This is a genomic window from Klebsiella sp. GW_Kp181, assembly GCF_040062315.1.
GTDB lineage: Bacteria > Pseudomonadota > Gammaproteobacteria > Enterobacterales > Enterobacteriaceae > Klebsiella > Klebsiella oxytoca.
The window spans coordinates 1-15,896 of sequence record NZ_JBEAFR010000061.1 but is presented as its reverse complement, the minus strand read 5'-3'; the positions used below and the strand labels follow the sequence as shown (position 1 = coordinate 15,896).

The following is a 15,896-nucleotide window of genomic DNA, read 5'->3' as shown; positions in this document are numbered from 1 at the left end:
AATAAGTCATGTCACTAACTTCGTATAAAAAAACAGAAAAAGATAATGATGAAATTGATATTGGTCGGCTTATAGGTGAGTTGATTGATCATCGAAAGTTGATTATTGCAATTACATCTTTATTTACTCTTGTTGCACTTATCTATGCCCTATTTGCCACTCCAGTTTATCAAGCTGATGCATTAATACAGGTAGAGCAAAGGCAAGGCAATGCCATTCTAAACAGTCTTAGTCAAGTTCTGCCTAATACTCAACCACAATCACAACCAGAAATCACTCTTCTCCAGTCAAGGATGATATTGGGAAAAACCGTAGACGATTTAAACTTGCAGGCCAGGATCAAACAGGATTACTTTCCTGTTTTTGGTCGTGGCTGGGCAAGATTAACCGGAGAAAGTGAAGGTTCCCTCTCAATTTCAAGATTATATTTGTTTTCTGATAGCAAAAAAATACCTAAGATAGAAGTCGTAATTAATGATAAAGATAATTACACGGTTATTGGTGATGGCTATGAAATAAAAGGTAAAAAAGGTGAACTGGTTGAAGGAAAAGGATTATCTCTTAAAATTGATGATTTCAAGGCCCAACCGGGTACCAAGTTTATTGTATCTTATGTAAGTCGCTTGCAAGCGATCACAGATCTACAAGAATCATTGGAGGTACTTGAAGAGGGCAAAAATACTGGCATGCTAACAGTATCATTTGTTGGCGAGAATCCAGATAAAATTACTGCTATCATTGATAGCATTAGTAATAATTACTTAGCGCAGAATATATCCAGGCAAGCAGCCCAAGATGCAAAGAGTTTAGATTTTCTTAATCAGCAACTACCTCAAGTACGTAATGATTTAGACATAGCAGAGGATAAGTTAAATGCTTATAGAAGACAAAATGATTCAGTTGATCTATCCTTAGAAGCAAAATCTGTACTTGATCAGATTGTAAATGTTGATAACCAGTTAAACGAATTAACATTCAGGGAATCTGAGGTATCGCAGTTATATACTAAAGAGCATCCAACTTATAAAGCATTGATGGAAAAACGAAAAGTTTTACAGGATGAAAAGGTAAAACTTAATAAAAGAGTTACCTCAATGCCTGAAACTCAGCAGGAGGTTTTACGTTTAAGTAGAGATGTAGATTCAGGTCGAGCTGTATATATGCAACTACTCAACCGACAGCAAGAACTAAGTATCTCGAAATCGAGCGCAATAGGTAATGTACGGATTATAGATAGTGCAGTAAGCCAACCAGATCCAATTAAGCCGAAGAAAGCTTTGGTGGTCCTAATCGGTATCATTGTAGGGATATTTATTTCTGCGATTATTGTGATGTTTAGGGTGTTTTTACGGCGTGGGATTGAATCACCAGAACAGCTCGAGGAGTTAGGCATAAATGTATATGCTAGTATACCTGTCTCTGAAACATTCACGAAAAACATAAGCCAGAAAAAAGATTGGCGCGGGAAAAAGCAGGAAAAAATTCAGGGACTTCTTGCTATTGAAAATCCTGCTGATTTAGCAATTGAGGCTATTAGAGGATTAAGAACAAGTTTGCATTTTGCAATGCTTGAAGCACAGAATAATATTCTGATGATATCAGGTGCAAGTCCCAACGCAGGTAAAACTTTCGTAAGTTCTAATCTTGCGAAGATTATTTCTCAGGCTGATAAAACTGTATTATTTATTGATGCAGATATGAGGAAAGGTTATACCCATAAATTATTTTCGACGAATAATGAAAATGGTTTGTCTGAGTATTTATCTGGTATGTCACAAATCACCCAGGTAGTCAAAAAAATACCAGCCATTGGATTCGACTATATATCTAGAGGAATGGTGCCGCCAAACCCCGCAGAATTATTAATGCATCATCGTTTTCAGGAGTTGCTGAGTTGGGCCGCGAAAAATTATGATTTGGTCATTGTTGATACACCACCAATTTTAGCGGTTACTGATGCTGCAATTATTGGAGGTTATGTCGGGACAACACTTTTGGTCGCTCGTTTCGAATTAAATACAGCAAAAGAAATAGAAGTTAGTATGAAACGATTTGAGCAAAGTGGAATACATGTCAAAGGATGTATTTTGAATGGTGTTGTGAAGAAAGCCAGTAGTTATTATGGATATGGATATAACCATTATGGCTATTCATATTCTGACAAAAAAGACTAAATCATAGAAAATTAAGCCAATAAAATATTTATTGGCTTAAACATTATAGGTTTAAAGTATGATTCTTCGAACAGAGAGGAAGGTATGACACTTCTTGCGAGAAACTTTATCGTCAGCGCCGCTCTTGCCTTTTCAGATTTGTTAAGTTTTACAATATCGCTTTATATAGCATTAGCTATTTTAACAACAAATCAGAGCGTTGATTTATATAGCTCTGCACAAATTGAAGAGTGGACAGTTTTACATTGGCTACTCGCTATCTGTTGCGTTGGTTGGTATTCAATTAGGTTACGACATTATTTTTATCGAAAAACATTTTGGTTTGAGCTTAAGGAAATATTAAGAACTTTAGTAATATTTGCTGTGATTGAAATTGCAGTTGTAGCATTTACAACTTGGTCAATATCACGTTATTTGTGGATACTGACTTGGTTGTTAATAATCATACTAGTACCAGTTTCACGTATGATTACTAAGCATATTTTAAATTTCTTTGGATTATGGCGAAGGCCAACATGGATTATAGGTAGTGGTTCTAATGCAAAAGAAGCGTACAAAGCAATAAATAGTGAAGGTAATCTTGGGCTTGAAATTGTAGGGTTTATCTCTACAGAAGCGCATGACACACTGGAGAGTAATATTGATGGTGTGCCAGTTATTATTAATGATCAAAATTGGCTAAGTACAATTGATAAAAAAACGCAGTTTATAGTTGCTGTTGAATCAGCACAAAGTGATATCAGAAATGCGTGGTTACGCAACTTCATGATTAAAGGGTATCGATATGTTTCAGTAATACCAACCTTACGAGGAATGCCATTAGATAGCACTGATATGTCATTCATTTTTAGCCACGAAGTAATGATTTTCCGAGTACAGCAAAACTTAGCTAAATGGTCTTCACGAATAATCAAACGGCTTTTTGATGTTATTGGTGCAACGCTAATTATAATAATAATATCACCACTTCTGCTGTATATTAGTAAAAAAGTTAAGCAAGACGGAGGGGCGGCAATTTATGGACATGAAAGAATTGGTAAAGATGGTAAGCCATTTAAATGTCTGAAGTTTCGCTCTATGGTCACAAACTCTAAGGAGGTTTTAGAAGAATTGTTGGCTAATAATCCTGATGCAAAAGCAGAATGGGATGAAACATTTAAATTGAAGAATGATCCTCGTATTACAAAAATAGGTCATTTTTTGCGAAAAACAAGTTTAGATGAATTACCTCAATTATTTAATGTTCTCAAAGGAGAAATGAGTTTAGTTGGGCCTCGTCCTATAATTACAGCTGAATTGGAAAGATATAATGAAGAGGTCGATTATTATTTATTAAGCAAACCGGGTATGACAGGATTGTGGCAAGTTAGTGGTAGAAGTGACGTTGATTATGAAACAAGGGTCTATCTGGATGCTTGGTATGTAAAGAATTGGTCAATGTGGAACGATATTGCAATTCTCTTTAAAACAATTGGTGTGGTTATAAAAAAAGATGGCGCATATTAATGTTTTAAGGAGTGCTACCATGAAAATAATTATCGTCAACTCGTTATATTATCCTTATAAGTTTGGTGGGGCGGAAGTTTCTGTGCAGTTACTTGCAGAAGGTTTAGTCGCCAGAGGCATTACAGTTAAGGTAATAACTTTAAATAATAAAAAGGAAATAGAACGTTTCAATCATAACGGAGTAGAGGTGGTATCCTTCCCTCTCCGTAACATTTATTGGCCGTTTGATAAAACAAATTATACTAAGATAAAAAAAGCGATTTGGCATGTAAGAGATTATTTAAAAAATCCTATCGTTGAAATGGTTCAAAAAGAAATCTCAAATGACAACCCAGATATTATACATACAAATAACCTTGCTGGCTTTTCAGTTGGTATCTGGGATTTAGCTGAAGATATTAAATCTCCATTGATCCATACAACGCGTGATTATTACTTATTCCATCCTAACTCTACACTTTTTAAAAATGGAGCGAATATGGACATAAATAATAGCTTCGTTAAGTCATACTCATGGTATAAAAAGAAGAAGAGCCAAAAAATAGATGCAATGGTTGGCATCAGTAAATACATTAGTGATTTACATAAGGAAAATGGTTTTGCGGGTAAAGCAACGCATACACATATATATAATCCAATAGAAAAAGTAAATATTAGAAAAAAAGCTTGCAATAAGCTAACTATTGGCTTTTTGGGCAGATTAACAACCGAAAAAGGATTTGATGTCTTTATTGAGTATGCAGTCAAGTATAAAAATAATTTTAACTTTATTGCAGCAGGCGATTTTGCATCCACTAGTAATTCTGATGTTTTGAGGAAGGATGCAATTAATTGTGGCATTGTGTTAAAAGGATTTATACCTATTGATGAACTTTTTTCTGAAGTGGATGTGCTTCTCCTTCCTACAAAATGGAACGAACCTTTCGGTCGTGTTGTTGCAGAAGCCGCTGTTAGTGGGATTCCAGTGTTCGCCAATTTAACAGGCGGAATTAAAGAGATATCCGAAAAATTCCCATGGGTTAAAGATATCAGAGATTTTAATGCAGAAAGTATTAATTTATTATTTAAAGGTACCATTCATGAAGTGTCAAATCCATTTGATAAAAGCAAAATAACTGATGAATATTTAAGCCTTTATAGTAAGGTATTAAAAGAACAATAAGTATATTTTTAAAGATGGAGGATAAATGCGTAGAATATTAATGGATATGAGATGGGAAGGGACTGGTGGAATAGGGACTTTTGCAAAGGAAATCAATAGAATTAATCGTTATGAGACGCCTGGTTTTTCTGGCAAGCCTTATTCACCTTTTGATCCTATAAAAACAGCGCTTAGGTTAATAAAGAAAAAAAACAGTGTTGTTTTCTTCCCAGGATTTTTACCACCTCTTTTTTCATTAGAACCATACGTATTTACTATACATGATTTAAACCATTTAGATCGCCAAGATAACTCAAGTTTTTTTAAAAAAGCTTTTTATAATTTCATCATTAAGCGCGGTTGTTCAAAATCGAAATTCATTTTTACTGTTTCAGAATTCTCTAAATCAAGAATAGTACAGTGGTCAGGGCAAGATCCATCAAAAATAATCAACGTTGGTAACGGTGTTGCTGAATGCTTTACACCGGAAGGTGAGAAGAAAAATTTCGGGTTTAAATACTTGCTGTGCGTGAGTAATCGGAAAACACATAAAAATGAATATAATACTATTTTAGCGTTCAAGAAGTCCGGGTTATATAATGAATATAAACTGGTGTTTACTGGATCTCCAAATGAAACTATTTCAGATTTTATAGAACATCATGGCTTGACGGAATCCGTCCATTTCACTGGGTATTTAAAGGATGATGAACTACCGCTTTTATACAGAGGAGCAGCAGCTTTAGTATTTGTTTCTTTTTATGAAGGGTTTGGATTACCAGTGATAGAAGCCATGGCAAGTGGTATCCCAGTCGTAACGTCAAGGACAACTTCTTTGGGTGAGGTGGCAGGTGATGCTGCGTTATTGGTTGACCCAGAAAATATAAATGAAATTGCGGATGCTATAAATCAGATTATTTTAGATAATAATTGTCGGCAGCAACTTGTAAATAAAGGATTAATGCAGGCAAGAAAGTTTACGTGGGAAGAAGTTGCACGAAAAGTTGATAATCATCTCCGACGTATTAAATGATTTAAAAAACATATACTTAATCATAGTATTCTTTACTAGTTGTAAAACATATAATGGCAATATTAGACTCACATGTCGTAATTGATGTATGTTTTATAATACTTATGATGTATATTTCTGGTTAAAATGATATGAAGCGACCCTTCATTATCAATGTATTGAGGTTATTCATGAGCAAGGATTTAAATGTTGGAATTGTCGCGGATTGGCTTGTGACTTATGCGGGCTCAGAGAAAGTAATAAAAGAGTTTATAGAATTATATCCTAATGCTAGCTTATATTCAGTAGTTGATTATTTATCAGAAAGCGATCGACAATTATTTAATGGTAAAAGGGCAACCACAACGTTTATACAGAATATGCCTTTTGCTAAGAAAAAATATCAAAAATATCTACCGTTAATGCCATTAGCAATTGAACAACTTGATGTTTCCAAACATGACATAGTTTTGTCCAGCAGTCATGCTGTATCCAAAGGAGTATTGACGGGGCCTGATCAACTCCATATTAGCTATGTTCATTCTCCTATACGATATGCTTGGGATTTACAACATCAGTATTTGAAAGAGGCTGGAATGGATTCTGGAGTTAAAGGATTATTAGCAAAATGGCTATTGCATAAAATTAGGATATGGGATCATCGTACTTCCAATGGAGTTGATCATTTTATTGCAAACTCCAAATTTATTGCGCGAAGAATAAAAAAAGTTTATGGACGGGAAGCTGATGTAATATATCCACCTGTTGATGTGGAGCGCTTTTCATTATGTGAGTGCAAAGATGATTATTATTTTACAGCCTCCAGAATGGTTCCCTATAAGCGAATGGATCTTATAGTCGAAGCCTTTAGCCATATGCCTGATAAAAAGCTAGTTGTTATTGGTGATGGTTCTGAAATGGATAAAATCAAGTCTAAAGCTACAAAAAATATTGAAATTTTAGGATATCAGCCTAATTCAGTAATGCAAGAACATATGAGGCAAGCGAAAGCTTTTGTTTTCGCTGCTGAAGAAGATTTTGGCATTACCCCTGTAGAGGCTCAAGCCTGTGGAACTCCAGTTATTGCCTTTGGTAAAGGTGGGGCACTTGAAACGGTCAAAAGTAATGTAACAGGGATACTTTTTGAGAGACAAGAAATCTCATCTATTATTGATGCTGTAAACAAATTTGAACTTAATCAAGATAGAATCTCATATATGGAATGTAGATTGAATGCTGAAAAATTTTCTGTGCCAAGATTCCAAAACGAAATCTCAGCTTATATCTCTGAAAAATACAAGTTATTTGAAGATTCCAGAAATAAATAATTTATGCTTTATATAGAGATAGTATTATGAATGAGGCAATAAAAGCTATTGAATACGAAACCATTAACACTAGAAACTATACATCCGTAAAATTACTTATATTCATTATCGCACTTTCTTGTCAATTAACAGACATTACGATCGGCCCTGTGAAGTTTTGGGAGCTTCTGGCAATAATTTTTTTTCCATTCTTTATAAGGCGTGTTGAGAAAAAAATGCTATGGTTTTTACTTGCATTTACTATTCTTCTTTTGCTATCAATATTCAAAGGTATGATTAGTTCAATTCATTATGAGTACTTCTCTACCTTGAAAAGCAAGTATAGTATTTCTCTGGTGCGTTACGTAGAACTTATATTATGCTTAATAGTAGCGTTAATACCGTTCAATTTGATAAAAAATAAAAGATTAGACTTTGATTATATTGTTAAAAAGTTTCTCACTTATAATGTATTTCTCACGATCATTATACTCCTTCTTTATGCCATTGATATTGTCTTGAAAACTTCACTGGTATCGTATGGTAGTACTTTTAGATTGAGAGGGTTTTACGTCGAAGGTGGCCCATATGGGCTTTACATAGCAACTTTGATTTTTCTCGAACTAACATTTTATAAAAGAAAAATAATTACAACTTTCTTTCTTATTGCACTATTATTAACGCAGTCTAAAGCTGGCTTTGTTGCTTTCTTTGTTTTTTTATTTTTTATACTTTTCCAAAATAATAGATTTTTAAGTGGCTTTTTGAATCCCAAGAATATATTTCGTTTTTTTATGACGATTTTAATAGTAGTTTTAATTGGGGTTGGTGCCACTTATAAGATTGCTAACAATTATTATCAAGATATACAGAACATTGATGAAGAAATTAAGGGCAGAGAAAATGATTCATCATTAGTAATGGGTAGGATTGCTGCCACGGATATTGGTCCAAGAATTTTACAGGATAATCCATTTTTAGGTGTGGGATTAGGTGCATATTCCTTAGTTCGTAATAATGTGAATTATCGTGGCTCTTTTCCTGTCGTGACAGGATGGGATCTAACTGGATTGGGAGGCTTTTTTAATTTATTAGTAGAAAATGGTGTAATCGGTTTATTGATATTTATTTTTGCAATAAAAAAATATTTTAAGTTGGACAAAATAGGAATATATTTCCTTCTGCTTTTTTGTGTGCCTTTTATTTTCGGTGCTCAGCTTTATATGATTTATCCTTGGTTGTATTTAGGGTTGTATTATGCTTTTAAGAAGAGTAGTTAAGCTGGTAAAGAAAATGATTTTATCGATTAATATCGAGAGGGGAAAATGGGCATATCAAGACGACAACTTTTTAACTTTATAGCCCCGCTAGGTACTTTATCTTTTTTGATGCCTGGCACATCGAGGGCTAAAATAGATAACGGCGCAACTCTCTCAAATGAAAAAGATTTAACAAATAGTAAAACTTATCTAGCTAACCGTGTTTCTGTATCGCCGATTGATTTTGGCGCAGTGTCAAATAATGCTGATATAGATCACACAGAAATTATTTTGAGGGTAATTAAATTTGCGGAACAAAATAATAAAGCTGTTGATTTGAGAGGTGGGCCATGGAGGATTACTCGTGCACTAGATTTTACAAATATTAAACAGATTATTGTTGACTGGACAGGACGATTAATAGTAAATCCTAATTCATTTAAAGACGAAAACGGTTATGTTGTATATATTGGTGTACCAGGCAGTAATGTCAAAAATGGCCGAGCGATATATACTTCTATAGTTGGAGTATTATTAATTATCTCCGAAAACCGTGATGCTACCCTTAATGGTGTATTCATTAAGGGTAACTTTTTGACTATAGATAGCATTAGAGCAATTAATTTTAACGGTACTGGAATTCATATTTCTGCGACTTGGGACTCAACAATCCAAAGTATTTCGGCTGAACGTTGTGGAAATGTTAAGAATTTTCAACTACGGATAGAGCCGGGTGGTGATACTTCGAATTGTTTATTTATTGGAAGGATACAGAGCGAAAGGGCCTACCATAAATGTTTAGAAATTAAGTGCATACGTTCAGTTATTAATACTATCCACGCCGAGAGAACCTTAATTCAGACAGACGATGATGGCACGAAGCCCTTAATCTCAGGTTTAAAGTATGTAAATGTCTCTATTCAAATTGGAAACTCAACAATTAATCAGATGATATATGACAATGTTTCCGATAAAGTTGCCACGAGTCAGGTTTTTAGTTCTGTAGTAATAAATCTTGATCAATCCTCGATGAGAGATGGTCAATTTAACACCAGTCATGTTGTATCTAATTTCGGTCGTAATTCAGCATTTGAAAATTTTGCTGTATATCAATTTTTCTCTGGTAAAGGAGTTAGAGATTCTAGTTTTAGTAATTTTAAAGTTAAAAAATCTTTTTTGGCTAAATCAAATATAAGAATTATTGGTGGCAACATTAAAAATTTATCTTTAGCGAAAGATGCTGAAAATATTTTATTGAATGGTTGCAATATTTCCTCTGTATTATTAGGGGAAAAGATGACCAATATTTTTTTTGCAAATTGCACATTTGCCAAATCAGCCGAGATCAGCGATTCGCCTACTGCAAACTATGATCATTTAAATCTATCTAACCCAGTCATTTTCTCAGACTGTACTTTCAAAGGTCTGGTATCTGGTGTTGATATCACTCCTTTAAGTATCAGAGGTGGTAATATTAGAGAGGTCAATTTAAAGAGTAATTCACGCGTTTATTTTGAAAACGTTTCGATTGGCAGTTTTAGTTATATAGGTAGACCTTTATTTACCACAAGAAATTGTTACATTGAAAAATTGGTTTCATGGTCGCAGCCTTCAAATGATGTTTATCAGCGGGGCATGACCACTGAAATTTCCACTGATGAAGGGATAACTCAATATATCTATAAAAGTCCACAAGTAGGCTGGGTTAAAATTGAATGAATTCAAGATTATAAAAATAATAAACTTGCTAAATATTTTTTTTAATATTACTTCAGACTACATATTTTCTCATTTTTCTTTCAGTACTTGGGGTAAATTTCTTTCACTTCTTAAAACGATTCCTATCATTGAGTTAAATATTTATGAGCTTAAAAGAGAAGACTGTTAGAGGCGCAAAATGGTCTGCTATTACGACAATTGCAAGTATCGCTATATCATTTCTCCAAATAACTTTGTTAGCCCATATTCTTGCGCCACACCAATTTGGTATACTCACTATATCATTGCTGATTATTATGGTTGCAGATACAATTTCTGATTTCGGAATATCTAATTCAATAATACAGAAAAAAGAAATATCGAATTCAGAGTTAACAACCTTATATTGGATAAACGTCTCATTAGGTATTTTTGTATTTGCTGTCGTTTTCTTATTTAGTAGACAGATCTCTTTGCTATTTAATCAACCTGATGTCAAAGAATTGATTCAAACACTTGCTTTTGCATTTTTAATCATTCCGCATGGACAGCAGTTTAGAGCGCTTATGCAAAAGGAGCTTGATTTTACGAAAGTGGGGATCATAGAAACTTTGTCTTTGATCATTGGTTTTACTGTGACTTTAACTTCAGCTTATGTATACCCATTCGCGATAACGGCGATATGGGGATACCTCTGTATGTCATTATCTCGTACTCTTATGTTTTCTATTGTTGGTAGAAAAATATACAAGCCATCCTTCAGCTTTAAATTACAAGGGATATCATCTAATCTAAAATTTGGTGCTTTTTTAACAGCAGATGCGTTGATTAATCAACTTAATTCAAATATTGCTACTATCGTTCTATCGCGTTCTCTGGGAGCTATAATTGCAGGGGGATATAATCTTGCTAGCAATGTAGCTGTAGTTCCACCGTCTCGCCTTAATCCAATACTGACAAGAGTTCTTTTCCCAGCATTTTCAAAAATACAAAATGATAATGAAAAATTAAAAACTAATTTTTATAAACTTTTGTCATTTGTCGGTTTGATTAACTTTCCGGCATTGTTGGGATTGTTAGTTGTTTCCAATAATTTTGTCCTTACTCTATTCGGTGAAAAATGGATATTCATTACACCCATTTTACAAGTTTTATGTGTCGTTGGGCTTTTACGCTCTATTGGAAATCCTATTGGTGCTTTGCTGATGGCAAAAGCTCGAGTTGATGTTAGTTTTAAATTTAACGTATTTAAATTCTTTCTTTTTATTCCTATGATTTGGTTAGGCGCAAAATTTGGAGGGGGAACTGGTGCCGCGTTAGGTTTTTTATTGGTGCAAGTGATAAACACCTGCTTAAGTTATTTTATACTTATTAAGCCGGTTTTAGGAAGTAGTTATCGTGAATACATCATGAGTATACTTCTTCCCTTAAAAATGACGTTGCCTACTATGCTAACTGCATGGTTGGCAGGATTATTTAGTTTATCCGGTTCTCCGCTAATAACATTAGTTATACAAATTATCGTTGGTATAGTGACATTTAGTATGACATTGATTTTCAGCAATAATCAATTTGTTTCCGAAATGAAGTGTTATATTGTTAAAAACCCTAAAATTAGAAAATTTATTAGAGCGTAAATAATATGCATCCTATGATTGCTTTGAAGAAGAAATTAGACGTTATAGAGAAAGTTGTTCCATCAGGGAGTCGTGTTATTTATTTAGATATCCCATTACATCTCAATGTCGGAGATTTGTTAATTTATAAAGGTACTGAACAGTTTTTTCGGGAAAAGAAATATCAAGTATTGGCTAGACGTACTGATAAAGGTAGTTTAAAATACGTCCAGTCTTTAAGGAGCCTACCAGAAGATGTTATTATACTTCTGCATGGAGGTGGAAATTTTGGGGATTTATATCCAAAACATCAAATTTTACGTGAAGAAGTAGTCAAGGCGTTTCCAAATAATAAAATCGTTTACCTGCCTCAGACGGTACATTTTAAAGATCAGCAAGCTTTGAACGATTCAGCAAAAATAATACGTAAACATAAAAATTTGACTATCTTTTGTCGTGATCTTAACAGCGAAAAATTGCTTAAAGAGAAGTTTTGCGATAATGTTATTATGTGTCCAGACATGGCTCACTCATTATGGCAAATTTTCCCTAGGCAAAATAAGACTCAAGTTGCTCGCGATACGCTATGGATGTTACGCAAAGATATTGAGAAAACCGATCTATCAGGCCTTAGTGATGCTCCTGAATCTTCTATGTATGAGGATTGGGAAGATATTTGCTCGAATAAGGATCGTTTTATAATGAGAGCTCTTGTCAAAGCTGAACGCATAAATAATATCGCTGGAAGATACATTATCCCTACGTCCCAGCTCTGGGGGAATTATACTGATCAGCTTGTAAAACGTGTCAATGAATACTTCCTTTCTCATAAGATTGTCGTTACTTCAAGGATGCATGGCCATATTTTATGTTGCCTTCTTGATATGCCAACTAAACTTCTCGATAATTCCTATGGGAAAAACTCTACATATTACGATGCTTGGACGCATACCGTTCCTAATTGCGAGTTAGTTAAAGTATGAACAGCATCAATATTCCCACTGTTTCGGTCATCATCCCCGTATACAATGTAAAGGATTATGTTTTACAAGCAATTGACTCTGTTATAAATCAAAAGGTTAAACCCTTTGAAGTTATTATCGTTGATGACGGCTCTACTGATGGTTCTGGCGATATCATTGACGCTAATTATGGCCAAATCCCTTTTGTAAAAATTATTCATACAATTAATCAGGGGTTGGGACAAGCACGTAATGAAGGCACAATGTTGGCATCCGGCGAGTTTATCTATTATTTCGATTCAGATGATTTATTAATGCCGGATCTAATAAGCGATTTCATTAAAATCTATAAAGAAAATCCATGCATCGATGTATTTGCATTTTCTGCTGAATCATTTTCTGATGAAAGTACATCAGATGCAAACATTCAAAAAGATAAACTGCCTGTGTATAAACGTACAATCGAAGGCGTATATGATACTGGTTGTAATGCTTTTGTAAAACTATCTCAAAATGGAACTTTTTTTCCTAATGCTTGGCTTTACATTTTCAAAAAAAGCCTTCAAAGCGATAATAATTTATTCTTTAAAAGAATTATTCACGAGGATGAGGAATTTACTCCCCGTTTATTTCTTAAGGCTTCCTTAACAGTTATAACTAATAAGAAGTATTTCAAGCGACGAGTGCGAGCAGGCTCTATAATGCAAACTTCTCGTTCAGAGAAAAATATCATAGGTTATCTTGAGAGTATAAATACTTTGGTGGAACTAAAAAATAATTCAACCGGGTTATGTGAAAAATATCTTAATGTAAGAATTAGACAGAATATTGTACATATTTTTTCAATATTAAAGCAATCTAATATCACTTTAAGCCAATCCACTAGTGAGTCACTTGCCAAAGTTCTTAAAGGAAACACTGATTCGTTAGTATTTATAGCTAAGTATAACGTTTTTATTTATAAAGTCGCTAAATACTTCTTAAAAAGAATTGGATTCATTGTATAAAGTCAAACGTTACGATATATAATTGTTGAAACCTTACAATTGTTCATTATGTTATCCCTATTAATGAGTAACACAATTTCAACCTATGCTCTTCAATCATTTTGCGCTAACATATTCATCACATTTAAGCTGCGAACAGTCGCAGTGACCACACCTGACAGGAGTATGTAATGTCCAAGCAACAGATCGGGGTTGTCGGTATGGCAGTGATGGGGCGTAACCTTGCGCTCAACATCGAGAGCCGTGGTTATACCGTCTCCGTTTTCAACCGCTCCCGTGAAAAGACCGAAGAAGTGATTGCCGAGAATCCAGGCAAGAAACTGGTCCCTCATTATACTGTGCAAGAGTTTGTTGAATCACTCGAGACTCCGCGCCGTATCCTGTTAATGGTGAAGGCGGGTGCAGGCACTGACAGTGCCATCGACTCTCTGAAGCCTTACCTGGATAAGGGTGACATCATCATTGATGGTGGTAACACCTTCTTCCAGGATACTATTCGTCGTAATCGCGAACTTTCTGCAGAAGGCTTTAACTTCATTGGCACCGGTGTGTCCGGCGGTGAAGAGGGCGCGCTTAAAGGTCCTTCTATCATGCCTGGTGGTCAGAAAGAAGCTTATGAGCTGGTTGCGCCAATTCTCAAGCAGATTGCCGCAGTTGCAGAAGACGGTGAGCCGTGCGTAACCTATATCGGTGCGGATGGTGCTGGTCATTATGTCAAAATGGTTCACAACGGTATTGAATACGGCGATATGCAGCTGATTGCTGAAGCCTACGCTTTACTGAAAGGTGGCCTGGCGCTTTCTAATGAAGAGCTTGCGCAAACTTTCACTGAATGGAATGAAGGTGAGCTGAGCAGCTATCTGATTGACATCACCAAAGACATCTTCACCAAAAAGGATGAAGAGGGTAAATACCTGGTTGACGTGATCCTTGATGAAGCAGCAAACAAAGGTACCGGTAAATGGACCAGCCAGAGTTCTCTGGATCTGGGCGAACCGCTATCGCTTATCACTGAGTCAGTCTTTGCTCGCTATATCTCCTCCCTGAAAGACCAGCGTGTTGCTGCTTCTAAAGTTCTTACCGGGCCGCAAGCGAAGACTGCTGGTGATAAAGCAGAGTTCATTGAGAAAGTTCGTCGCGCTCTCTATCTGGGCAAAATCGTCTCTTACGCTCAAGGTTTCTCCCAGCTCCGTGCTGCGTCTGATGAATATCACTGGGATCTGAACTACGGCGAGATTGCTAAAATCTTCCGTGCAGGCTGCATCATCCGTGCTCAGTTCCTGCAAAAGATCACTGATGCCTATGAGCAGAATGCGGGCATTGCCAACCTGCTGCTGGCGCCTTACTTCAAGCAGATCGCCGATGATTATCAGCAAGCGCTGCGCGATGTGGTTGCTTACGCAGTGCAGAATGGTATTCCGGTTCCAACCTTCTCTGCGGCTATTGCTTACTACGATAGCTATCGTTCCGCTGTTCTGCCTGCTAACCTGATTCAGGCTCAGCGTGATTATTTCGGCGCGCATACATATAAGCGTACTGATAAAGAAGGCGTATTCCATACTGAATGGCTTGATTAATTCGTGATAAAACAGCCTGGCAAGAGCCAGGTTGTTTTTTAATGGGGTAACACGGAATCTAATTTCAGTTTTTATTAGAAAATATAAGATTTATATTCCATCCGAAATGTTTTTAATCTTTCTTCTTTTGCAATTTTATCAAAATTTGCAAAAGAAGAAGTCATTACTTCCATAACGTCATATTTAATATTTCATTTTATTAAGGATTTTATCATGTTACTTCCTGTGATTATGGCGGGTGGCACCGGTAGCCGCCTGTGGCCGATGTCCCGTGAACTCTATCCAAAACAGTTTCTCCGACTGTACGGGCAGAACTCCATGTTGCAGGAAACCATCTCGCGCCTCTCCGGTCTGGATACCCATGAGCCTATGGTTATCTGCAATGAAGAGCACCGCTTCCTGGTGGCTGAACAGCTGAGACAGCTCGGTAAACTGTCGAAAAATATCATCCTCGAGCCGGTGGGCCGCAACACGGCACCGGCCATCGCCCTCGCGGCGCTGCAGGCCACGCAGAATGGCGATGACCCGCTGATGCTTGTCCTGGCAGCGGACCATATCATCAATAATCAGCAGGTCTTCCACGACGCCATTCGCGTCGCGGAGCAGTATGCGCAGGCTGACCATCTGGTCACCTTCG

General features: G+C 35.9%; 12 protein-coding genes. All 12 read left to right on the top strand.

All coding sequences use genetic code 11. The features are described from left to right. The first annotated feature begins 8 nt into the window (after nucleotides 1-8). Nucleotides 9-2,174, top strand: coding sequence for a polysaccharide biosynthesis tyrosine autokinase (locus tag ABLV11_RS15055; RefSeq protein ID WP_023321290.1), 2,166 nt, complete (start codon nucleotides 9-11; stop codon nucleotides 2,172-2,174). An 84-nt stretch (nucleotides 2,175-2,258) separates the two neighbouring features. Next, nucleotides 2,259-3,680, top strand: a complete 1,422-nt coding sequence (gene wbaP, locus ABLV11_RS15050) for an undecaprenyl-phosphate galactose phosphotransferase WbaP (RefSeq protein WP_023321289.1) — start codon at nucleotides 2,259-2,261, stop codon at nucleotides 3,678-3,680. 19 nt (nucleotides 3,681-3,699) lie between these two features. Further along, nucleotides 3,700-4,842 carry a glycosyltransferase family 4 protein gene (locus tag ABLV11_RS15045; RefSeq protein WP_126489321.1) on the top strand — a complete coding sequence of 381 codons (1,143 nt, stop codon included), beginning with the start codon at nucleotides 3,700-3,702 and terminating at the stop codon, nucleotides 4,840-4,842. 25 nt (nucleotides 4,843-4,867) lie between these two features. After that, entirely contained in the window at nucleotides 4,868-5,854 is a 987-nt protein-coding gene (locus tag ABLV11_RS15040) for a glycosyltransferase family 1 protein (RefSeq protein ID WP_023321287.1), read from the top strand. A gap of 170 nt (nucleotides 5,855-6,024) precedes the next feature. After that, nucleotides 6,025-7,161 (top strand): glycosyltransferase family 4 protein, encoded by a 1,137-nt coding sequence (locus ABLV11_RS15035; protein WP_023321286.1) that lies wholly within the window; start codon nucleotides 6,025-6,027, stop codon nucleotides 7,159-7,161. Between the two features lie 26 nt (nucleotides 7,162-7,187). Beyond that, a complete protein-coding gene (locus tag ABLV11_RS15030) occupies nucleotides 7,188-8,420 on the top strand; it encodes an O-antigen ligase family protein (protein WP_023321285.1) in 1,233 nt (410 codons plus the stop codon). Nucleotides 8,421-8,465: 45 nt separating this feature from the next. Continuing rightward, nucleotides 8,466-10,118, top strand: a complete 1,653-nt coding sequence (locus ABLV11_RS15025; protein WP_125286525.1) for a hypothetical protein — start codon at nucleotides 8,466-8,468, stop codon at nucleotides 10,116-10,118. Between the two features lie 143 nt (nucleotides 10,119-10,261). Further along, nucleotides 10,262-11,734, top strand: a complete 1,473-nt coding sequence (locus ABLV11_RS15020) for an MOP flippase family protein (RefSeq protein WP_023321283.1) — start codon at nucleotides 10,262-10,264, stop codon at nucleotides 11,732-11,734. 14 nt (nucleotides 11,735-11,748) lie between these two features. Beyond that, the gene (locus tag ABLV11_RS15015; protein ID WP_049594096.1) at nucleotides 11,749-12,696 is read left to right on the top strand and encodes a polysaccharide pyruvyl transferase family protein; all 948 of its coding nucleotides are present in this window, start codon (nucleotides 11,749-11,751) and stop codon (nucleotides 12,694-12,696) included. Then, nucleotides 12,693-13,682, top strand: coding sequence for a glycosyltransferase family 2 protein (locus ABLV11_RS15010; RefSeq protein WP_148407559.1), 990 nt, complete (start codon nucleotides 12,693-12,695; stop codon nucleotides 13,680-13,682). Before ABLV11_RS15015 ends, ABLV11_RS15010 begins: the two co-directional genes overlap by 4 nt. 170 nt (nucleotides 13,683-13,852) lie before the next feature. Further along, nucleotides 13,853-15,259 (top strand): NADP-dependent phosphogluconate dehydrogenase, encoded by a 1,407-nt coding sequence (gndA, locus tag ABLV11_RS15005; RefSeq protein ID WP_023321280.1) that lies wholly within the window; start codon nucleotides 13,853-13,855, stop codon nucleotides 15,257-15,259. A gap of 213 nt (nucleotides 15,260-15,472) precedes the next feature. After that, a partial coding sequence (locus tag ABLV11_RS15000) for a sugar phosphate nucleotidyltransferase (protein WP_348855390.1) occupies nucleotides 15,473-15,896 on the top strand: 424 nt, incomplete at its 3' end.

Excerpts from the sequence above, each read along its gene's own strand:
- ABLV11_RS15055 (WP_023321290.1), top strand. The coding sequence starts at position 9 with ATGTCACTAACTTCGTATAAAAAAACAGAAAAAGATAATGATGAAATT.
- wbaP (WP_023321289.1), top strand. The coding sequence starts at position 2,259 with ATGACACTTCTTGCGAGAAACTTTATCGTCAGCGCCGCTCTTGCCTTT.
- ABLV11_RS15045 (WP_126489321.1), top strand. The coding sequence starts at position 3,700 with ATGAAAATAATTATCGTCAACTCGTTATATTATCCTTATAAGTTTGGT.
- ABLV11_RS15040 (WP_023321287.1), top strand. The coding sequence starts at position 4,868 with ATGCGTAGAATATTAATGGATATGAGATGGGAAGGGACTGGTGGAATA.
- ABLV11_RS15035 (WP_023321286.1), top strand. The coding sequence starts at position 6,025 with ATGAGCAAGGATTTAAATGTTGGAATTGTCGCGGATTGGCTTGTGACT.
- ABLV11_RS15030 (WP_023321285.1), top strand. The coding sequence starts at position 7,188 with ATGAATGAGGCAATAAAAGCTATTGAATACGAAACCATTAACACTAGA.
- ABLV11_RS15025 (WP_125286525.1), top strand. The coding sequence starts at position 8,466 with ATGGGCATATCAAGACGACAACTTTTTAACTTTATAGCCCCGCTAGGT.
- ABLV11_RS15020 (WP_023321283.1), top strand. The coding sequence starts at position 10,262 with ATGAGCTTAAAAGAGAAGACTGTTAGAGGCGCAAAATGGTCTGCTATT.
- ABLV11_RS15015 (WP_049594096.1), top strand. The coding sequence starts at position 11,749 with ATGATTGCTTTGAAGAAGAAATTAGACGTTATAGAGAAAGTTGTTCCA.
- ABLV11_RS15010 (WP_148407559.1), top strand. The coding sequence starts at position 12,693 with ATGAACAGCATCAATATTCCCACTGTTTCGGTCATCATCCCCGTATAC.
- gndA (WP_023321280.1), top strand. The coding sequence starts at position 13,853 with ATGTCCAAGCAACAGATCGGGGTTGTCGGTATGGCAGTGATGGGGCGT.